Source organism: Photobacterium sp. Hal280 (assembly GCF_037162255.1).
In the GTDB taxonomy this organism is placed as follows: Bacteria; Pseudomonadota; Gammaproteobacteria; order Enterobacterales; family Vibrionaceae; genus Photobacterium.
Window position 1 is genome coordinate 364504 of the sequence record NZ_JARLUO010000005.1, and the last position, 20608, is coordinate 385111.

The 20608-nt window shown below is 50.2% G+C and carries 15 protein-coding genes, 2 tRNA genes, 4 rRNA genes and 1 pseudogene; 20 read left to right on the forward strand and 2 right to left on the reverse strand.

Translation table 11 applies throughout. The features are described from left to right. The first annotated feature begins 9 nt into the window (after positions 1-9). The 19 genes and pseudogenes from rplF (at position 10) to metA (ending at position 13837) form a co-directional block, all read left to right on the forward strand. A complete protein-coding gene (rplF, locus tag P4S53_RS10865; protein WP_192017802.1) occupies positions 10-543 on the forward strand; it encodes a 50S ribosomal protein L6 in 534 nt (177 codons plus the stop codon). 9 nt (positions 544-552) lie between these two features. Further along, positions 553-906, forward strand: coding sequence for a 50S ribosomal protein L18 (gene rplR, locus P4S53_RS10870; RefSeq protein ID WP_027251955.1), 354 nt, complete (start codon positions 553-555; stop codon positions 904-906). A 12-nt stretch (positions 907-918) separates the two neighbouring features. Further along, on the forward strand, positions 919-1416 hold the full coding sequence (rpsE, locus tag P4S53_RS10875; protein ID WP_027251956.1) for a 30S ribosomal protein S5: 498 nt from the start codon (positions 919-921) through the stop codon (positions 1414-1416). A gap of 5 nt (positions 1417-1421) precedes the next feature. Beyond that, the gene (rpmD, locus tag P4S53_RS10880; protein WP_211646405.1) at positions 1422-1601 is read left to right on the forward strand and encodes a 50S ribosomal protein L30; all 180 of its coding nucleotides are present in this window, start codon (positions 1422-1424) and stop codon (positions 1599-1601) included. Between the two features lie 5 nt (positions 1602-1606). After that, complete coding sequence (rplO, locus tag P4S53_RS10885) at positions 1607-2041, forward strand: 50S ribosomal protein L15 (RefSeq protein WP_027251958.1); 435 nt, start codon at positions 1607-1609, stop codon at positions 2039-2041. Positions 2042-2063: 22 nt separating this feature from the next. Beyond that, positions 2064-3395, forward strand: coding sequence for a preprotein translocase subunit SecY (secY, locus tag P4S53_RS10890; protein ID WP_027251959.1), 1332 nt, complete (start codon positions 2064-2066; stop codon positions 3393-3395). Between the two features lie 29 nt (positions 3396-3424). Continuing rightward, on the forward strand, positions 3425-3538 hold the full coding sequence (gene rpmJ, locus P4S53_RS10895) for a 50S ribosomal protein L36 (protein ID WP_000868186.1): 114 nt from the start codon (positions 3425-3427) through the stop codon (positions 3536-3538). 144 nt (positions 3539-3682) lie between these two features. Beyond that, positions 3683-4039: a 30S ribosomal protein S13 gene (gene rpsM, locus P4S53_RS10900; RefSeq protein WP_027251960.1), complete on the forward strand. Its 357-nt coding sequence runs from the start codon at positions 3683-3685 to the stop codon at positions 4037-4039. Positions 4040-4058: 19 nt separating this feature from the next. Next, positions 4059-4448 carry a 30S ribosomal protein S11 gene (gene rpsK, locus P4S53_RS10905; protein ID WP_027251961.1) on the forward strand — a complete coding sequence of 130 codons (390 nt, stop codon included), beginning with the start codon at positions 4059-4061 and terminating at the stop codon, positions 4446-4448. Positions 4449-4480: 32 nt separating this feature from the next. Continuing rightward, the gene (rpsD, locus tag P4S53_RS10910) at positions 4481-5101 is read left to right on the forward strand and encodes a 30S ribosomal protein S4 (RefSeq protein WP_027251962.1); all 621 of its coding nucleotides are present in this window, start codon (positions 4481-4483) and stop codon (positions 5099-5101) included. Positions 5102-5124: 23 nt separating this feature from the next. Beyond that, complete coding sequence (locus P4S53_RS10915) at positions 5125-6114, forward strand: DNA-directed RNA polymerase subunit alpha (protein ID WP_027251963.1); 990 nt, start codon at positions 5125-5127, stop codon at positions 6112-6114. 33 nt (positions 6115-6147) lie between these two features. Further along, positions 6148-6534 carry a 50S ribosomal protein L17 gene (gene rplQ / locus P4S53_RS10920; protein ID WP_027251964.1) on the forward strand — a complete coding sequence of 129 codons (387 nt, stop codon included), beginning with the start codon at positions 6148-6150 and terminating at the stop codon, positions 6532-6534. Positions 6535-7215: 681 nt separating this feature from the next. Beyond that, positions 7216-8766 (forward strand): 16S ribosomal RNA (locus tag P4S53_RS10925). Positions 8767-8834: 68 nt separating this feature from the next. Further along, positions 8835-8910, forward strand: a tRNA-Glu gene (locus P4S53_RS10930). A gap of 291 nt (positions 8911-9201) precedes the next feature. Then, positions 9202-12092 (forward strand): 23S ribosomal RNA (locus tag P4S53_RS10935). Between the two features lie 114 nt (positions 12093-12206). Then, positions 12207-12322 (forward strand): 5S ribosomal RNA (gene rrf / locus P4S53_RS10940). Positions 12323-12482: 160 nt separating this feature from the next. Beyond that, positions 12483-12558, forward strand: a tRNA-Thr gene (locus P4S53_RS10945). Positions 12559-12565: 7 nt separating this feature from the next. Continuing rightward, positions 12566-12681 (forward strand): 5S ribosomal RNA (rrf, locus tag P4S53_RS10950). Together the 16S, 23S and 5S rRNA genes with 2 tRNA genes alongside form the textbook arrangement of a ribosomal RNA operon. Before the next feature lie 215 nt (positions 12682-12896). Further along, a pseudogene (gene metA, locus P4S53_RS10955) lies at positions 12897-13837 on the forward strand (homoserine O-succinyltransferase MetA). 68 nt (positions 13838-13905) lie between these two features. On the opposite strand, the gene P4S53_RS10960 reads toward metA, so the two are convergent. Next, the gene (locus P4S53_RS10960) at positions 13906-15243 is read right to left on the reverse strand and encodes a cation:proton antiporter (protein ID WP_337112701.1); all 1338 of its coding nucleotides are present in this window, start codon (positions 15241-15243) and stop codon (positions 13906-13908) included. 199 nt (positions 15244-15442) lie between these two features. Between P4S53_RS10960 and metH the strand changes: the two genes are divergently transcribed. Then, a complete protein-coding gene (gene metH / locus P4S53_RS10965) occupies positions 15443-19111 on the forward strand; it encodes a methionine synthase (RefSeq protein ID WP_337112702.1) in 3669 nt (1222 codons plus the stop codon). A 66-nt stretch (positions 19112-19177) separates the two neighbouring features. Here metH and lysC read toward each other — a convergent pair whose 3' ends face one another. Then, entirely contained in the window at positions 19178-20557 is a 1380-nt protein-coding gene (gene lysC, locus P4S53_RS10970) for a lysine-sensitive aspartokinase 3 (RefSeq protein ID WP_337112703.1), read from the reverse strand. Positions 20558-20608 lie beyond the last annotated feature (51 nt).

Below are 20608 nucleotides of genomic sequence, written 5' to 3' on the forward strand. Positions count from 1 at the left end.
AGTAGGAAAATGTCACGTGTTGCAAAAGCACCTGTAGTTGTTCCTGCCGGCGTAGAAGTTAAACTCAACGGTCAGGAAATCACTGTCAAAGGTGGTAAGGGTGAACTGGTTCGTGTAATTAACGAAGCAGTTGAACTAACCCAGGAAGAAAACACCATTAAGTTCGGTCCTCGCGACGGCTTCAACGATGCTTGGGCACAGGCTGGTACAGCTCGTGCACTGGTTAACAACATGGTTGTTGGTGTTACTGAAGGCTTTACTAAGAAGCTGATCCTTAAGGGTGTAGGTTATCGTGCTGCCATTAAAGGCAACGCTGTTGGCCTGACTCTGGGCTTCTCACACCCAGTTGAGCATGAACTGCCTGCAGGTATTAAAGCTGAGTGTCCAACTCAAACTGAAATCGTACTGACTGGTACTGATAAGCAGTTGATTGGCCAAGTCGCTGCAGACATTCGCGCTTACCGTAGCCCTGAGCCTTACAAAGGTAAAGGTGTTCGTTACGCCGACGAAGTCGTGCGTATTAAAGAAGCTAAGAAGAAGTAAGGTAACACTATGGATAAGAAAGCATCTCGTATCCGTCGTGCGACCAGAGCACGTCGTAAGATTGCTGAACTGGGTGCAACTCGCTTGGTAGTACACCGTACTCCACGCCATGTGTACGCTCAGGTAATCGCACCAAATGGCTCCGAGGTTATCGCTGCCGCTTCTACCGTAGAAAAAGCGATCCGTGAGCAAGTGAAGAGCACCGGTAACAAAGACGCTGCTGCAGTTGTGGGTAAAATCATCGCTGAGCGCGCGATTGAAAAAGGCATCTCTAACGTTGCATTCGATCGTTCCGGTTTCCAATACCACGGCCGCGTGGCTGCACTGGCAGAAGCTGCCCGTGAAGCTGGTCTGAAATTCTAAGGTAGGCGGAAGATGGCTAACGAAAAAACTCAATCAGATCTGCATGAAAAGCTGATCGCTGTTAACCGTGTATCTAAGACGGTTAAAGGTGGTCGTATTTTCAGCTTTACCGCACTAACTGTTGTTGGTGATGGTAATGGTCGCGTTGGTTTCGGTTACGGCAAAGCACGTGAAGTGCCTGCTGCAATCCAGAAAGCAATGGAAAAAGCACGTCGTAACATGGTTACAGTTGCCCTGAACGAAGGTACTCTGCACCACGCTGTTAAAGGTCGCCACACCGGTTCTAAGGTGTACATGCAACCTGCATCAGAAGGTACTGGTATCATCGCCGGTGGTGCAATGCGTGCCGTGCTGGAAGTCGCTGGCGTGCATAACGTACTGGCTAAAGCATACGGTTCTACAAACCCAATCAATATCGTTCGCGCGACTATTGATGGTTTGAGTGGTATGAACTCTCCAGAAATGATCGCTGCGAAGCGTGGTCTTTCTGTTAAAGAAATTCTGGAGTAATCGACATGGCTAAAACAATCAAAGTAACTCAGACTCGTAGCTCTATCGGTCGTTTGCCGAAGCATAAAGCTACACTGCGTGGCTTGGGCCTACGTCGCATCAACCACACTGTTGAACTTGAAGATACTGCCTGCGTTCGCGGCATGATCAACAAGGTTCATTACATGGTTAAAGTAGAGGAGTAATCAGAATGCGTTTGAATACTCTATCTCCGGCTGCGGGTTCTAAGCCTTCTGCGAAGCGCGTAGGCCGTGGTATCGGTTCAGGCCTGGGTAAAACTTGTGGCCGTGGTCACAAAGGTCAGAAATCACGTTCTGGTGGTTCTGTTCGCCCAGGTTTCGAAGGCGGTCAAATGCCTTTGAAACAGCGTCTACCAAAATTCGGTTTTACTTCTCGCAAGAGCCTGGTAACAGCTGAAGTTCGTCTGTCAGAACTGGCGAAAGTTGAAGGTGACGTAGTAAGTCTGGAAACACTGAAAGCTGCAAACGTGATCACCAAGAACATGGAAACTGTAAAAGTTGTTCTGTCTGGTGAGATCAACCGCGCTGTCACAGTGAAAGGCTTACGCGTAACTAAAGGCGCTAAAGCTGCGATCGAAGCTGCAGGCGGTAAAATCGAGGAATAATTAACTCGAGGATGAGGTACAGATGGCTAAACAACCAGGACAAGATTTTAGTAGCGCAAAAGGTGGCCTAGCAGAGCTTAAGACTCGTCTGCTATTTGTAATAGGGGCTATCTTAATTTTCCGAGCTGGCTCTTTTGTGCCTATTCCTGGTATTGACGCTGCTGTACTAGCCGATCTGTTCGAACAGCAAAAGGGTACCATCATTGAACTGTTTAACATGTTCTCTGGTGGTGCACTTGAGCGTGCATCCATTTTAGCACTGGGCATTATGCCGTATATTTCGGCCTCGATTATTGTTCAGTTGCTAACGGTTGTTCATCCGGCTTTAGCCGAGTTGAAGAAAGAAGGTGAGTCTGGTCGCCGTAAGATCAGCCAGTATACTCGCTATGGCACGCTTGTGTTGGCAACCTTCCAAGCAATTGGTATTGCGACGGGGTTACCAAGTATGATCCCTGGCCTGGTACATAATCCAGGCCTTGGTTTCTACTTTGTTGCGGTCGTAAGTTTGGTCACCGGTACCATGTTCTTGATGTGGTTAGGTGAGCAGATTACAGAACGTGGCATTGGTAACGGTATATCTCTGATTATTTTCACAGGTATCGTTGCAGGATTGCCACCAGCTATTGGACAGACCGTAGAGCAAGCGCGTCAAGGTGAATTGCACGTACTTCTTCTACTGTTAATTGCAGTAATTTCTTTTGCTGTAATCTATTTTGTAGTGTTCATGGAACGTGGTCAGCGTCGTATCGTCGTTAACTACGCCAAACGCCAGCAAGGCCGTCGTGTCTATGCAGGTCAGAGCACTCATCTGCCATTGAAAATTAATATGGCAGGTGTGATTCCAGCAATTTTTGCATCCAGTATCATTCTTTTCCCTGGCACACTGGCTCAGTGGTTCGGTGGAAATGGAGAAGGTACCTTTGGTTTCCTGACTGACGTGTCTCTGGCACTGAGTCCTGGTCAGCCACTGTACGTTATGCTGTATGCTGCTGCGATTATCTTCTTCTGTTTCTTCTATACCGCGTTGGTGTTTAACCCGCGTGAAACAGCAGATAACCTGAAGAAATCCGGTGCGTTCATACCTGGTATTCGTCCGGGCGAGCAGACTGCGAAGTACATTGATAAAGTGATGACACGCCTGACTTTGGCTGGTGCGTTGTACATTACCTTTATCTGTCTGATCCCCGAGTTCATGATGATTGCTTGGAACGTTCGCTTCTACTTTGGCGGTACGTCACTACTGATTGTAGTTGTGGTTATTATGGACTTCATGGCTCAAGTTCAGACACACCTGATGTCTCAACAGTATGAGTCGGTTTTGAAAAAGGCTAATCTTAAAGGCTACGGCCGATAAGCTTGGTTATCCATTTACGGAGTTTAGCAATGAAAGTTCGTGCTTCCGTTAAGAAAATCTGCCGTAACTGTAAAGTTATCAAGCGCAACGGTGTTGTGCGTGTAATTTGCAGTGAGCCAAAGCATAAGCAACGCCAAGGCTAACCAGCAGAAATATTTCTTGCAAATTGAAGGTAGGTTGGCTAAATTAGCCAACCATCTTTTGTGTGTGCAAAAGAATTGTGACACCGCTGCGTATCCTAAACGGGCTTTGCAGCGGTTATTCTTGATAAGTACTAGGAGTGAATAGTGGCCCGTATTGCAGGCATTAACATTCCTGATCAAAAGCATGCTGTAATCGCACTGACTGCGATTTATGGCATCGGTAAAACTCGTTCAAAAGCTATTCTGGCTGATGTGGGTATTGCTGAAAATGTTAAGATCAGTGAACTAACTGAAGAGCAGATCGATCAACTGCGTGATGGTGTAGCTAAGTACACTGTAGAAGGTGATCTACGTCGTGAAGTTTCCATGAACATCAAGCGCCTAATGGATCTTGGTTGTTACCGTGGTCTTCGTCATCGTCGCAGTCTACCTCTACGTGGACAGCGTACTAAAACCAACGCTCGTACCCGTAAGGGTCCGCGCAAGCCGATCAAAAAATAATCGGATAAGGTAGAGTACAATGGCAAAACAACCAACTCGCGCTCGTAAGCGCGTACGCAAGCAAGTTGCTGATGGCGTAGCGCACATCCACGCTTCTTTCAACAACACAATCGTTACCATTACTGACCGTCAAGGTAATGCTCTGGCTTGGGCAACTGCCGGTGGTTCAGGTTTCCGTGGTTCTCGTAAATCTACTCCGTTTGCTGCACAGGTTGCTGCTGAGCGTTGTGGTGAAATGGCCAAAGAATATGGCGTTAAGAACCTGGAAGTTATGGTGAAGGGCCCAGGTCCTGGTCGTGAGTCAACAATCCGTGCTCTGAATGCAGCGGGTTTCCGTATCACTAACATTGTTGATGCGACTCCGATCCCTCATAACGGTTGTCGTCCACCTAAGAAACGTCGCGTATAACGTTTCGTTTCTAGGAATATTGGAGAAAGAACATGGCAAGATATTTGGGTCCTAAGCTGAAGCTTAGCCGTCGTGAAGGCACTGACTTATTCCTTAAGTCTGGTGTTCGCGCGATTGATACCAAGTGTAAAATTGATAACGCGCCGGGCCAGCACGGTGCCCGTCGTGGCCGCCTGTCTGACTATGGCGTTCAGCTTCGTGAGAAGCAGAAAGTTCGTCGTACTTATGGCGTACTGGAAAAGCAATTCCGTAACTACTACAAAGAAGCTGCTCGCCTGAAAGGCAACACAGGTGAAAACCTGCTGCAACTTCTGGAAGGTCGTCTGGATAATGTTGTTTACCGCATGGGCTTTGGTGCAACTCGCGCTGAATCACGTCAGCTGGTAAGCCACAAAGCGATCCTGGTTAATGGTCAAGTCGTTAACATCCCATCTTTCCAGGTGGCTGCAAACGACGTTGTTAGCATTCGTGAGAAAGCTAAAAACCAAGCACGCATCAAAGCAGCTCTTGAAGTTGCTACTCAGCGTGAACTGCCGACTTGGGTCGAAGTAGACAGCAACAAAATGGAAGGTACCTTTAAGCGTCTTCCAGAGCGTTCTGATTTGTCTGCCGACATCAACGAACACCTGATCGTCGAGCTTTACTCTAAGTAAGGCTATAGTTAAGAGAGGACACAATGCAGGGTTCTGTAACAGAATTTCTTAAGCCGCGTCTTGTTGATATTGAACAAGTTAATACGACGCATGCAAAAGTAACTCTTGAGCCTCTGGAGCGCGGTTTTGGCCACACTCTAGGCAATGCTCTACGTCGTATTCTTCTGTCATCTATGCCAGGTTGCGCAGTGACTGAAGTAGAAATCGACGGTGTGTTACACGAGTACAGCACCAAAGAGGGAGTCCAAGAGGACGTTCTTGAAATCCTATTGAACCTGAAAGGCCTGGCCGTTAAGGTTGAAGGGAAAGACGAAGTCATCTTGAGCCTCAGTAAATCTGGTGCAGGCCCTGTTGTTGCAGGTGACATCACCCATGATGGTGATGTTGAGATTGCGAACCCAGAGCACGTGATCTGCCATTTGACTGATGACAATGCTGATATCAGCATGCGCATCAAGGTAGAACGTGGTCGCGGCTATGTACCAGCATCTGCTCGTATTCACAGTGATGAAGATGAGCGTCCAATTGGTCGTTTGTTAGTTGATGCAACTTTCAGCCCAGTTGATCGTATCGCTTACTCAGTCGAGGCTGCGCGTGTTGAACAGCGCACTGACCTTGATAAGCTGGTTATCGATATGGAGACCAATGGTACTCTTGATCCTGAGGAAGCGATTCGTCGTGCTGCCACTATTCTGGCAGAACAACTTGACGCATTCGTAGATCTGCGTGATGTACGAGTTCCTGAAGAGAAAGAAGAGAAGCCGGAGTTCGATCCGATCCTACTGCGTCCTGTAGACGATCTTGAACTAACTGTTCGCTCTGCTAACTGTTTGAAAGCAGAAGCGATCCACTACATCGGTGATCTTGTTCAGCGTACTGAGGTTGAGCTACTGAAAACGCCAAACCTGGGTAAGAAGTCTTTGACTGAAATCAAAGACGTGCTGGCTTCACGTGGTCTGTCTCTGGGTATGCGCCTGGAAAACTGGCCGCCAGCATCTATCGCTGAAGATTAATAGTTACTGATATCTAGTTAGAAGGATTAGGTCATGCGCCATCGTAAGAGTGGTCGTCAACTCAACCGCAACAGCAGTCATCGCAAAGCGATGTTCAGCAACATGGCTAGCTCTCTGGTACGTCACGAGCTTATCAAGACTACCTTGCCTAAGGCAAAAGAGCTGCGTCGCGTAATTGAGCCTTTGATTACCCTAGCTAAGACTGACAGTGTAGCTAACCGTCGTCTGGCATTTGCACGTACTCGTGATAACGAAGTCGTTGCTAAACTGTTTAACGAATTAGGTCCACGTTTTGCTCAGCGTCCAGGCGGTTACACTCGCATTATGAAATGCGGTTTCCGTGCTGGTGATAAAGCCCCAATGGCTTACATTGAGCTGGTAGACCGTCCTGAAGCTCAGGAAGAAGCTGCTGCTGAATAAGCAATAGCTTAAAAACGTAAGAAAGCCGGGCTATGCCCGGCTTTTTTTATATCTTTTATTTTGCTAAATCTTCAGGGCCGCATTCAGTATGCGGTGGTTATGGCGTTAGCCACAGTTGATTCAGTCAATATTCCTACTGTTCTTCTTCCCCCCAAGACTTTCTCTATCAACGACCTTGTAGTTTTTATCCGTCGCTGAAACCTATCAACTCCTACTTTAGGGTTTATTTTGCTTTATTCTTGTGCGCTTTGCTTGTCTTCGGGTGAAAAGTGTTCGCTTGATGGTTTTTTCTGTTTTTTTACTTGTCATGTGGTTCGGACTCTCTATAATGCCGCCTCACTGACACGGCAGAGCAGCAAAACTGAACGGCTAGGCAGTGTGAGCGGTTAGAAAAACAAATTGAAAAAAGTGTTTGACACTTTAGTTTGATTGGTTAGAATGGCCGCCCGTTTCGAGAGGTGAATCACAAAGATTCTCATCGGAACAAGCTCTTTAACAATTTGACCATGCAATCTGTGTGGGCACTCGACAATGATACAGTCATCAAAGATTTATCAGTGAACTGAGTGACCAATTGGTAGCACTTTTTAAAAGGGTTACCGGCACAGTCAATTCGTTTCAACTTCGGTTGGAACATCAGTAATCACTGAGCCGCTTTCCTTCGGGAAGGCAACAAAACTTTAATTGAAGAGTTTGATCATGGCTCAGATTGAACGCTGGCGGCAGGCCTAACACATGCAAGTCGAGCGGCAGCGACATCAACAATCCTTCGGGTGCGTTGATGGGCGGCGAGCGGCGGACGGGTGAGTAATGCCTGGGAACATGCCTTAGTGTGGGGGATAACCATTGGAAACGATGGCTAATACCGCATAATCTCTACGGAGCAAAGCGGGGGACCTTCGGGCCTCGCGCGCTAAGATTGGCCCAGGTGGGATTAGCTAGTAGGTGGGGTAACGGCTCACCTAGGCGACGATCCCTAGCTGGTCTGAGAGGATGATCAGCCACACTGGAACTGAGACACGGTCCAGACTCCTACGGGAGGCAGCAGTGGGGAATATTGCACAATGGGGGAAACCCTGATGCAGCCATGCCGCGTGTGTGAAGAAGGCCTTCGGGTTGTAAAGCACTTTCAGCAGTGAGGAAGAGTTGGTGTTTAATAGATGCCATCTTTGACGTTAGCTGCAGAAGAAGCACCGGCTAACTCCGTGCCAGCAGCCGCGGTAATACGGAGGGTGCGAGCGTTAATCGGAATTACTGGGCGTAAAGCGCATGCAGGCGGCGTGTTAAGCCAGATGTGAAAGCCCGGGGCTCAACCTCGGAATCGCATTTGGAACTGGCAGGCTAGAGTCTTGTAGAGGGGGTAGAATTTCAGGTGTAGCGGTGAAATGCGTAGAGATCTGAAGGAATACCGGTGGCGAAGGCGGCCCCCTGGACAAAGACTGACGCTCAGATGCGAAAGCGTGGGGAGCAAACAGGATTAGATACCCTGGTAGTCCACGCCGTAAACGATGTCTACTTGGAGGTTGGTGTCTTGAACACTGGCTTTCGGAGCTAACGCGTTAAGTAGACCGCCTGGGGAGTACGGTCGCAAGATTAAAACTCAAATGAATTGACGGGGGCCCGCACAAGCGGTGGAGCATGTGGTTTAATTCGATGCAACGCGAAGAACCTTACCTACTCTTGACATCCAGAGAACTTTCCAGAGATGGATTGGTGCCTTCGGGAACTCTGAGACAGGTGCTGCATGGCTGTCGTCAGCTCGTGTTGTGAAATGTTGGGTTAAGTCCCGCAACGAGCGCAACCCTTATCCTTGTTTGCCAGCACTTCGGGTGGGAACTCCAGGGAGACTGCCGGTGATAAACCGGAGGAAGGTGGGGACGACGTCAAGTCATCATGGCCCTTACGAGTAGGGCTACACACGTGCTACAATGGCGTATACAGAGGGCGGCAAGCTAGCGATAGTGAGCGAATCCCACAAAGTACGTCGTAGTCCGGATTGGAGTCTGCAACTCGACTCCATGAAGTCGGAATCGCTAGTAATCGTGGATCAGAATGCCACGGTGAATACGTTCCCGGGCCTTGTACACACCGCCCGTCACACCATGGGAGTGGGCTGCACCAGAAGTAGATAGCTTAACCTTCGGGAGGGCGTTTACCACGGTGTGGTTCATGACTGGGGTGAAGTCGTAACAAGGTAGCCCTAGGGGAACCTGGGGCTGGATCACCTCCTTACCTAAAGACTGTGTCGCTGACGCAGTGTCCACACAGATTGCCTGGTCGAAATGTAAAGACGCAACAGTGTCCCATTCGTCTAGAGGCCTAGGACACCGCCCTTTCACGGCGGTAACAGGGGTTCGACTCCCCTATGGGACGCCACTTTCTAACTGCACTTGCGAGTGTGATTAGAAAGTGGCTTTTTTCTCTGAGGAGAAAAGAAACACATGCTCTTTAACAATCTGGAAAGCTGACTAGTAAATTCAATCCTAGAGATTGGATACAAACTGTTTCGAAAGAAACAGAGTTCTCAAGCAATACACATTCAAGTGTCTTGTGTTCGTTGTGTTCACTGCGGTGAAGACAACATGAGTCCGGCGAATAAACCAATTGTCTCTTTGTCAGAGACACAACCTTGGTTGTTTGAACATACGAAACCTCTTGGGGTTGTATGGTTAAGTGACTAAGCGTACACGGTGGATGCCTGGGCAGTCAGAGGCGATGAAGGACGTACTAACTTGCGATAAGCGGTGATGAGGCAGTAAGAGCCACTTGAGTCACCGATTTCCGAATGGGGAAACCCAGCTGCATAAGCAGTTATCATCAGGTGAATACATAGCCTGGTGAGGCGAACCGGGGGAACTGAAACATCTAAGTACCCCGAGGAAGAGAAATCAACCGAGATTCCGGCAGTAGCGGCGAGCGAAACCGGATTAGCCCTTAAGCGTTTTTAGTGTCAGGTGAAGGTCCCTGGAAAGGGCCGCGATACAGGGTGACAGCCCCGTAACCGACGATGCTTTAAGCGTGAAAACGAGTAGGACGGGACACGTGTTATCCTGTCTGAACATGGGGGGACCATCCTCCAAGGCTAAATACTCCTGACTGACCGATAGTGAACCAGTACCGTGAGGGAAAGGCGAAAAGAACCCCTGTGAGGGGAGTGAAAAAGAACCTGAAACCGTGTACGTACAAGCAGTAGGAGCACGCTTCGTGGTGTGACTGCGTACCTTTTGTATAATGGGTCAGCGACTTAATTTCAGTAGCAAGGTTAACCGTATAGGGGAGCCGTAGGGAAACCGAGTCTTAACTGGGCGTACAGTTGCTGGGATTAGACCCGAAACCAGGTGATCTAGCCATGGGCAGGTTGAAGGTGAGGTAACACTTACTGGAGGACCGAACCGACTAATGTTGAAAAATTAGCGGATGACTTGTGGCTAGGGGTGAAAGGCCAATCAAACCTGGAGATAGCTGGTTCTCCCCGAAAGCTATTTAGGTAGCGCCTCGGACGAATACTACTGGGGGTAGAGCACTGTTAAGGCTAGGGGGTCATCCCGACTTACCAACCCTTTGCAAACTCCGAATACCAGTAAGTACTATCCGGGAGACACACGGCGGGTGCTAACGTCCGTCGTGGAGAGGGAAACAACCCAGACCGCCAGCTAAGGTCCCAAAGTATCACTAAGTGGGAAACGATGTGGGAAGGCTCAGACAGCCAGGATGTTGGCTTAGAAGCAGCCATCATTTAAAGAAAGCGTAATAGCTCACTGGTCGAGTCGGCCTGCGCGGAAGATTTAACGGGGCTAAGTGATACACCGAAGCTGCGGCAATGCAATTTATTGTATTGGGTAGGGGAGCGTTCTGTAAGCGGTTGAAGGTGTGCTGTAAGGCATGCTGGACGTATCAGAAGTGCGAATGCTGACATGAGTAACGACAAAGGGGGTGAAAAACCCCCTCGCCGGAAGACCAAGGGTTCCTGTCCAACGTTAATCGGGGCAGGGTAAGTCGACCCCTAAGGCGAGGCCGAAAGGCGTAGTCGATGGGAAACGGGTTAATATTCCCGTACTGCTTATTATTGCGATGGGGGGACGGAGAAGGCTAGGTGGGCCAGGCGACGGTTGTCCTGGTTCAAGGGTGTAGGCTGCAGAATTAGGCAAATCCGGTTCTGCACTAAGGCTGAGACCCGATGTCGAGTCACTACGGTGATGAAGTCATTGATGCCATGCTTCCGGGAAAAGCCTCTAAGCTTCAGATAATAAGCAATCGTACCCCAAACCGACACAGGTGGTCGGGTAGAGAATACCAAGGCGCTTGAGAGAACTCGGGTGAAGGAACTAGGCAAAATGGTACCGTAACTTCGGGAGAAGGTACGCTCTTGGCGGTGAAGTCCCTCGCGGATGGAGCTGCTGAGAGTCGCAGATACCAGGTGGCTGCAACTGTTTATTAAAAACACAGCACTGTGCAAAATCGAAAGATGACGTATACGGTGTGACGCCTGCCCGGTGCCGGAAGGTTAATTGATGGGGTTATCTTCGGAGAAGCTCTTGATCGAAGCCCCGGTAAACGGCGGCCGTAACTATAACGGTCCTAAGGTAGCGAAATTCCTTGTCGGGTAAGTTCCGACCTGCACGAATGGCGTAATGATGGCCACGCTGTCTCCACCCGAGACTCAGTGAAATTGAAATCGCAGTGAAGATGCTGCGTACCCGCGGCTAGACGGAAAGACCCCGTGAACCTTTACTACAGCTTGGCACTGAACATTGACCCTACATGTGTAGGATAGGTGGGAGGCTTCGAAGCAGGTACGCCAGTATCTGTGGAGCCGTCCTTGAAATACCACCCTTGTCGTGTTGATGTTCTAACGTCGCCCCGTTATCCGGGGTGCGGACAGTGCCTGGTGGGTAGTTTGACTGGGGCGGTCTCCTCCCAAAGCGTAACGGAGGAGCACGAAGGTGGGCTAATCACGGTCGGACATCGTGAGGTTAGTGCAATGGCATAAGCCCGCTTAACTGCGAGAATGACGGTTCGAGCAGGTGCGAAAGCAGGTCATAGTGATCCGGTGGTTCTGAATGGAAGGGCCATCGCTCAACGGATAAAAGGTACTCCGGGGATAACAGGCTGATACCGCCCAAGAGTTCATATCGACGGCGGTGTTTGGCACCTCGATGTCGGCTCATCACATCCTGGGGCTGAAGTCGGTCCCAAGGGTATGGCTGTTCGCCATTTAAAGTGGTACGCGAGCTGGGTTTAGAACGTCGTGAGACAGTTCGGTCCCTATCTGCCGTGGGCGCTGGATGATTGAAGGGAGTTGCTCCTAGTACGAGAGGACCGGAGTGAACGAACCGCTGGTGTTCGGGTTGTGTCGCCAGACGCATTGCCCGGTAGCTAAGTTCGGCATCGATAACCGCTGAAAGCATCTAAGCGGGAAGCGAGCCCTGAGATGAGTCATCCCTGAGGCTTTAAGCCTCCTGAAGGGCTGTTCGAGACTAGAACGTTGATAGGCAGGGTGTGTAAGCGTTGTGAGGCGCTCAGCTAACCTGTACTAATTGCCCGTGAGGCTTAACCATACAACACCCAAGGGGTTTTACGGACTCCATGAGCACTTGAATGATGTGCTGAGAACACTAGTCAGATTTCCGAGATTGTGATTTATCGCCTGTGGGCGGTAGAGAAAGAATTTGCTTGGCGACCATAGCGTTGCGGACCCACCTGATCCCATGCCGAACTCAGACGTGAAACGCAGCAGCGCCGATGGTAGTGTGGGGTCTCCCCATGTGAGAGTAGGACATCGCCAGGTTCTGATTGCCAATTTGTCTACTGTAGCTTGCCGCTTTTGAGTGCTGCGATGCTCGTGTACTGAATGTACACTGCGCTTCTCGCATCAAAATCGACATCGCACAGCGACAAATGACTTAAACAAAGCAGTAAAGCGTAAGACTTTGTTTAGATAATAATTTGCTGGTATAGCTCAGTTGGTAGAGCGCACCCTTGGTAAGGGTGAGGCCCCCAGTTCAAATCTGGGTACTAGCACCAGAATTTGCTTAGCGACAATAGCGCTGTGGTACCACCTGATCCCATGCCGAACTCAGACGTGAAACGCAGCAGCGCCGATGGTAGTGTGGGGTCTCCCCATGTGAGAGTAGGACATTGCTAAGCACCCCTTTTAAAACCCAGCCTTTTGGCTGGGTTTTTTCATTTCTGATTTCCGCTATTTTTACAGTCCCATTTGCTAGCCTGTTGCTTTCATTAGAATTCTTCATCATTCCCTTAACTATCTATAATTCTTTTAATGCGTTAATGCTTGCAGAGTGAGTAGAAATTCTATAATTTTTGGGTATCTGGACGTCTGTACATCTTAGGGAGAGCAACACATGCCCATTAAAATTCCTGATCAGTTACCGGCAACGGATATTCTTCGTAGTGAGAATATCTTCGTCATGTCTGCCAAACGCGCTGCCAGTCAGGAAATTCGCCCGCTGAAGGTATTGTTGCTGAACCTGATGCCGAAAAAATTGAAACTGAAACTCAGTTTCTCCGCTTGTTATCCAACAGCCCTCTGCAGGTTGATGTTGAGTTACTGCGGATTGACAATCGGCCGACGAAAAATACGCCCACGGAGCATCTGGATACCTTTTATCGGCAGTTTGAAATGGTGAAGCACAGAAATTTTGACGGCTTGATTGTGACAGGAGCACCGCTGGGGCTGGTACAGTTTGAAGATGTGTTGTACTGGGAAGAAATTCAGGCAATATTGAACTGGGCAAAGGGACATGTCACTTCGACGATGTACGTCTGTTGGGCGGCTCAGGCAGGACTCAAGCTGATGTACGACTTACCTAAGCGTACCCGCAAAGAGAAATTATCAGGTATCTATTCCCATCAGGTTCACAATCCTCATCATCCGGTTCTGAGAGGCTTTGATGACACCTTTCTGGCGCCTCACTCGCGTTATGCAGACTTTTCCCCGGAGTTCTTGTCTGAGCATACGGATCTGGATATTTTGGCCACTTCTGATCAGGCCGGCGTGTATCTGGCTGCCACCAAAGATAAGCGCAATGTCTTTGTGACCGGACATCCTGAATACGATGCCCATACATTACATCATGAATATATGCGTGATTTGGGGGAGGGGATGGAGCCCAAGATTCCCGTGAATTATTATCAGGATAATGATCCGGATAAACCGCCAGTTGCAAGCTGGCGCAGTCATGGTCATCTGCTGTTTGCCAATTGGCTGAATTATTGTGTCTACCAGCAAACACCTTATGATCTGGAGCATTTCTCGGAAGACAAATTTACCAAAGATGATTGAACATCTTAGTCTTGGTAAACAAAAAGACCTGCCGCAGCAGGTCTTTTTTTATGCCAGAAATCAGATACTCAAGACTTGGGAGCGGTTTCCGGCTGCGGGTGAGCCGGAGCCGCTGGCTCATTTTCTTTTGCTTTATTTGCTTCCCAGAGTTTCGCTTTTTCGATCATCGGTGTGATGGTTGAACCCTGAATCAGGATAGAGAACACCACAACTGAATAGGTCATCACCAGAATCAGTTCTTTGACATCAATGTTCTTCTCCGGAATGACGATAACGCCGGCAGGAATTGCCATCGCCATGGCCAGAGCCAGGCCACCGCGCAAGCCACCCCAGGTGAGGATTTTTACCGATTCCGGGTTGTATTGACGGAAGCGTTTAAAGCCAAGATATGACAGCTTGACACTTAAATAACGAGCCAGCAGTACCAGCGGCACAGCAATCACCATCAATGTCCAGTCTTCCTCATGGAAGCTGAACGACAACATGCTCATACCAATCAGCAGGAAGAGTACGCCGTTCAGGAACTCATCAACCAGCTCCCAGAAGTGGTCCAGATGATCTTCACTCTCTTTTGAAAAGCCGATATAGCGGGTCCAGTTACCAATCATGATCCCGGAGACCACCATAGCCAAAGGCCCGGATACATGAATCACATCGGCAAAAGCATAACCGGCCGTTGGGATCCCCAGAGTCAGCAGAAGCTCCATCGAGTGATCGTCGGTCGAGCTGATCAGATAATGGAACAGCAGACCTAAAACAAAACCGTAAGTAATGCCACCAATGGCTTCTTGCAGGAAAAGATGGCCGACACCGAGCACAGTCGGGGCTTCATCGCCAAAGGCGATGGTAAACAAAGTCACAAAGATGACCAGACCAAAACCATCGTTAAACAGCGACTCACCTTCAATTTGGGTGGAGATGCGGCGCGGTGCGTGCAGTTTTTTCACGATAGCCAGCACGGCGATCGGGTCTGTCGGTGAAATTAATGCGCCAAACAGCAGGCAGTAGATCAGGTCAAACTGGATCCCCAGCATCTGGCAAATCCACCACAGACTGCCACCGATGAAGAAAGTGGAGAACAGTGTGGCCCCCAGAGCCAGAATGGTGATTTCCCATTTTTGATCTTCGAGATGTGGCAGCTTGATCCCTAAACCGCCGGCAAAAAGCAAGAAGCCCAGTATGCCTTTTAGCAGAAAGCTTTCGAAGTCGATCTGACCCAGCTGTTCCGCAGCGATTTCCTCCAGGTGAAACCAGCCGTTGTGACCTGCGATCACAATCCCGAGCGATAAAATAATAGCACCGGCTGTGATGGCGATAGTGGTTTGCATCTTGCCTATTTTGTGGTTAATAAAGGCAATCACCATCGCGGCGGCGGCGAGAAAACAGAGGGTACTGTATACCGACATCCTTGATCCTCATCTGTTGTTAAAGTGTTAAGCAAAAATTGTGACAAAATATAAATGTTCGGGCCTCTGATAGCCATAAAAACTTTAGGCTTACGCTTGGATAATAAGTTTCCGCAAACGATGTATGGACGTCTAGATTTCCAATCAGGCTGTGATAGGATGTTAGCAGCTGATAGGTTTAAGTGTAAGGAAGTAAGCAGTGTCGAAGGGAACGGATTTAATACAAAAGCGACTTAAGGAACAGATCCTCATCATCGATGGGGGCATGGGCACCATGATCCAGAGCTACAAGCTGGATGAAGAGGATTACCGTGGTGAACGTTTTTCTGATTGGCATTCGGATCTGAAAGGCAATAACGATCTGCTGGTACTCTCCCAGCCGCAACTGATCAAGGATATTCACTCCGCTTACCTTGAGGCCGGCGCCGATATTCTTGAGACCAACACCTTCAACGCGACGACCATCGCCATGGCTGACTATGACATGGAAAGCCTGAGCGCTGAGATTAATTTCGAAGCGGCGAAGCTGGCCCGCCAGGTGGCTGATGAATGGACGGCAAAAACCCCGGACAAGCCGCGCTTTGTGGCTGGTGTACTCGGTCCGACCAACCGAACCTGTTCAATTTCGCCGGATGTCAACGATCCGGGTTTCAGGAATGTGTCGTTTGATCAGTTAGTGGTTGCTTATTCCGAATCAACCCGCGCTTTGATTGAGGGCGGGGCCGATATCATTCTGATCGAAACCATTTTCGATACCCTGAATGCCAAAGCCTGTGCGTTTGCCGTGGATACGGTCTTTGAAGAGCTGGGTGTGACTTTGCCTGTGATGATTTCAGGGACAATCACAGATGCCTCCGGCCGTACCTTATCAGGACAAACCACAGAAGCTTTTTACAATTCTCTGCGGCACGTCAAACCTATCTCATTTGGCCTGAACTGTGCGTTGGGTCCGGATGAACTGCGTCAGTATGTCGAAGAATTATCGCGTATTTCGGAGTGTGCGGTCTCTGCGCACCCAAATGCCGGTCTGCCCAATGCGTTTGGCGAATATGATCTGGAAGCCGCTGAAATGGCCGACCATATCAAAGAGTGGGCAGAGTCCGGTTTCCTGAACCTGGTGGGCGGTTGTTGTGGGACCACGCCAGAGCATATTCGTGAAATGGCCCGGGTGACGGCGAATGTCCCGCCACGTCAACTGCCTGAGATCCCAGTCGCCTGCCGCCTGTCAGGCCTGGAACCCCTGACCATTGAAAAAGACACCTTGTTTGTCAATGTCGGCGAGCGCACCAATGTGACAGGCTCTGCCCGTTTTCGTCGCTTGATCAAAGAAGAGCTTTATGACGAGGCGCTGGAAGTGGCACGTCAGCAGGTGGAAGCCGGCGCGCAGATCATCGATATCAATATGGACGAAGGCATGCTGGATGCTGAAGCGGCCATGGTGCGCTTTCTGAATCTGTGTGCTTCTGAGCCTGAAATCTCCCGCGTCCCGATCATGATTGACTCCTCCAAGTGGGAAATACTGGAAGCCGGCCTGAAGTGCGTGCAGGGAAAACCCATTGTGAACTCAATTTCTCTCAAAGAAGGCAAAGAGAAGTTTGTTGAGCAGGCAAAACTGATCCGTCGTTATGGCGCGGCTGTGATTGTAATGGCGTTTGATGAGGTGGGTCAGGCTGATACCCGTGAGCGTAAGAGAGAGATCTGTACCAATGCCTACCGTATTCTGGTTGATGAAGTGGGATACCCGCCCGAAGACATCATTTTTGACCCGAACATTTTCGCGGTAGCCACCGGGATTGAAGAGCACAATAACTACGCGGTGGACTTCATTGAGGCCGTGGGCGACATCAAGCGCACTCTGCCGCATGCCATGGTGTCGGGTGGGGTATCGAATGTGTCCTTCTCGTTCCGGGGTAATGAACCGGTGCGGGAAGCCATTCATGCCGTGTTCCTGTATCACTGTTTCAAAAACGGTATGGATATGGGCATCGTGAATGCCGGTCAGCTGGCTATTTACGATGATCTGGCAGACGAGCTGCGCGAAGCTGTGGAAGACGTCGTGCTGAACCGCAGGGATGATTCCACCGAACGTCTGCTGGATCTGGCTGACAAGTACCGGGGCAGTGGCGAAGCGGTAGAAGATAAAACGGCCGCAGAATGGCGCGGCTGGCCGGTCGATAAGCGTCTGTCCCATGCGCTGGTCAAAGGGATCACTGAGTTTATTGTTGAAGATACCGAAGAAGCCCGTCAGAACGCAGAAAAACCGTTAGAGGTCATCGAAGGGCCTTTGATGGCGGGGATGAACATCGTCGGTGATCTGTTCGGTGAAGGGAAAATGTTCCTGCCCCAGGTGGTGAAATCAGCCCGGGTCATGAAACAGGCGGTCGCCTATCTCGAGCCTTACATCAATGCTGAAAAGCAAGCCGGGCGCACCAACGGCAAAATACTGCTCGCCACGGTGAAGGGCGATGTGCACGATATCGGCAAAAATATTGTCGGTGTGGTGTTGCAGTGTAATAACTACGAGATCATTGACCTGGGGGTCATGGTGTCTTGCGACAAGATCCTGAAAGTGGCCAGAGAAGAGAAGGTCGATATTATCGGCCTCTCCGGGTTGATCACGCCTTCGCTCGATGAAATGGTGCATGTTGCCAAAGAAATGGAGCGGCAGGGTTTTGATCTGCCTCTGCTGATTGGCGGGGCCACAACCTCCAAGGCCCATACCGCCGTCAAAATTGAGCAAAACTACCATGCCCCTGTGGTTTATGTTTCAAATGCCTCGCGTGCTGTCGGGGTCTGTTCGGCACTTCTGTCGGATGCTCAGCGCCCGGCCTTTGTTGAGCGTCTGGATCAGGAATATGAGGTGGTGCGGGAGCAACATGCCCGTAAGCGTCCACGAAGTGCCCCTGTCAGCCTGGAAGCGGCCCGCGCCAATAAAGTGGCGATTGACTGGAATCGCTACACCCCGCCCGCACCGCATAAGCCGGGCATTCACGTCTTCAAGGATTTTGATATCGCGACCCTGCGCCGTTATATCGACTGGACGCCTTTCTTTATGACCTGGTCGCTGAGCGGCAAATATCCCACCATTTTGCGCCATGAAGTTGTGGGTCAGGAAGCCCAGCGCTTATTTGACGATGCCAATCAGCTGCTGGACGACATCGAAGCCAGCGGCATGATAAAGGCTAATGGCGTTTGTGGGCTGTTCCCGGCCAATAATATTGGTGATGACATTGAAGTCTACACCGATGAGAGCCGAACCCAGGTGCTGACAACCTTGCGCGGACTGCGCCAGCAGACAGAAAAACCCAAAGGGCCGAATTACTGTCTGTCGGATTACATTGCCCCGAAAGAAAGCGGTAAAGCCGACTGGATCGGAGCCTTTGCGGTAACCGGCGGTATCGGTGAATATGAGATTGCCGATCAGTTCAAAGCCAAAGGCGATGATTACAACGCGATTATGATCCAAGCGGTGGCTGATCGTCTTGCCGAAGCCTTTGCGGAATTCATGCACGAAACGGTCCGTAAGGACATCTGGGGCTATGCACCGGATGAGAACCTGAGCAACGAAGATCTGATCCGTGAGAAATACCAGGGTATCCGGCCTGCACCCGGCTATCCTGCTTGTCCGGAACACACAGAGAAAGGCGAGATCTGGAAATTGCTGGATGCGGAAGCCAATACCGGCATGATTCTGACAGAAAGCTACGCCATGTGGCCTGGGGCGGCCGTTTCAGGCTGGTACTTCTCGCATCCTGAATCGCGCTATTTTGCCGTCGCACAGATCCAGCGTGACCAGATGGAAAGCTACGCCGAGCGTAAAGGCTGGGACGATCTCGAAGCGGAGAAGTGGCTGGGGCCCAATCTGTGATGGCTGTTCACTGAAGACAAAAAGGCGCTCAATGAGCGCCTTTTTTCATTGGAACTGAAGGTGAAATTACTCAAAAATCTTACGGTGCAGATTCTGAGCAATCGGCATGGCATGCTCGGTTTTGACCAGGAAGCACAGATTGTGCGGGCTGGCACCGTAGCAGATCATACGCAGCTTGTAGTCGTCCAGTGTATCGAACACAGTACTGACTGAGCCGGCTGTCTGGCTCATGCGGTTACCAATCAGTGAAATCAGGCACAGATCCTGTTCAATCTCTACACGGCACAGCTCGCTGAGCGCAGCGTGCGCTCCCGGAGGCAGCGTCGGTGCGCCGCCGCCCGTATCGGTCTGATCCATGGTCAGAGAGACGCTGACTTCAGAGGTCGAAATCAGATCAACAGAGACCTTATGCTCAGCCAGAATCCGGAAGACTTCGGCCAGGAAGCCGTAAGCATGGAACATATTCAGGCTGGTCAGGGTGATCAGTGTCTGGTTGGAACGCAGTGCCAGCGCACGGAACAGCGGTGCTTCCGTCACGGACTTGCGGATCCAGGTGCCACCCTGCTCGGGGGCTCTTGACGATCCGACAAACACAGGGATCTGACGGCGAACGGCCGGGATCAGTGTTGATGGATGCAAGATCTTGGCACCAAAGTTCGCCATCTCCGAGGCTTCGCTGAAGCTGATTTCTTTGATTGGCGTTGCTTTGGGTGCAATACGCGGATCTGTGGTGTACATGCCAGGGACATCAGTCCAGATTTCCAGCGTGCCGGCATCCACCGCTTCGGCCATCAATGCAGCACTGTAATCACTGCCGCCGCGGCCAAGTGTCGTGGTACGCCCTTGTTCATCACTGCCGATGAACCCCTGAGAAACAACGATCTTCGATTGCAGCAGAGGTAACAGTTTTTCCTCTGTCAGCTGACGAATCATTTCTGGCTCTGGACTGGCTTTGCCAAAACGGCTGTCTGTGCGCATGACCTCACGGATATCGTAACGTATCGCATCAGCACCCAGCTCATTCATAATTTGAGTAAACAGGTAGGTCGACAGCAATTCACCGTTGGCAACCAGTTGGTCGGTTAACTCGGCGGATTTATGCTCCGCAGCTTTAACGGCCAGTTCACTCACCTGATCGAGAAGCGCATCAATGTGCTCAGCAATCATCTCTGGTTGCTGTAAATCCGCCAGAACACTTTGGTGAATCGCGCGCAGACGCTCTACCAGAGCGTGTCGGTGTTCGGCATCGGCTACGCCATTGGCCAATTCGACTAAAATATTAGTCACACCGGAACACGCGCTGATCAACACCAGTTTGGTTGTCGGATTATTGATTACGATCTTAGCACTACGGCTCATTGCAACGAAATCAGCCACACTAGTGCCGCCAAATTTTGCGACTGTGATTTCAGCGTTCAACGCTGAAGAAGAAATTACAGGGCTCAATGTGATCTCCCACTTAACAAAGCGTAAACATGGGGCAAAATTTGGGGAATC

Coding starts and splice junctions, on each gene's coding strand:
- rpsD (WP_027251962.1), top strand. CDS start 4,481: ATGGCAAGATATTTGGGTCCTAAGCTGAAGCTTAGCCGTCGTGAAGGC.
- rplR (WP_027251955.1), top strand. CDS start 553: ATGGATAAGAAAGCATCTCGTATCCGTCGTGCGACCAGAGCACGTCGT.
- rpmD (WP_211646405.1), top strand. CDS start 1,422: ATGGCTAAAACAATCAAAGTAACTCAGACTCGTAGCTCTATCGGTCGT.
- rpmJ (WP_000868186.1), top strand. CDS start 3,425: ATGAAAGTTCGTGCTTCCGTTAAGAAAATCTGCCGTAACTGTAAAGTT.
- rpsK (WP_027251961.1), top strand. CDS start 4,059: ATGGCAAAACAACCAACTCGCGCTCGTAAGCGCGTACGCAAGCAAGTT.
- rpsE (WP_027251956.1), top strand. CDS start 919: ATGGCTAACGAAAAAACTCAATCAGATCTGCATGAAAAGCTGATCGCT.
- secY (WP_027251959.1), top strand. CDS start 2,064: ATGGCTAAACAACCAGGACAAGATTTTAGTAGCGCAAAAGGTGGCCTA.
- P4S53_RS10960 (WP_337112701.1), bottom strand. CDS start 15,243: ATGTCGGTATACAGTACCCTCTGTTTTCTCGCCGCCGCCGCGATGGTG.
- rplQ (WP_027251964.1), top strand. CDS start 6,148: ATGCGCCATCGTAAGAGTGGTCGTCAACTCAACCGCAACAGCAGTCAT.
- rplF (WP_192017802.1), top strand. CDS start 10: ATGTCACGTGTTGCAAAAGCACCTGTAGTTGTTCCTGCCGGCGTAGAA.
- P4S53_RS10915 (WP_027251963.1), top strand. CDS start 5,125: ATGCAGGGTTCTGTAACAGAATTTCTTAAGCCGCGTCTTGTTGATATT.
- rplO (WP_027251958.1), top strand. CDS start 1,607: ATGCGTTTGAATACTCTATCTCCGGCTGCGGGTTCTAAGCCTTCTGCG.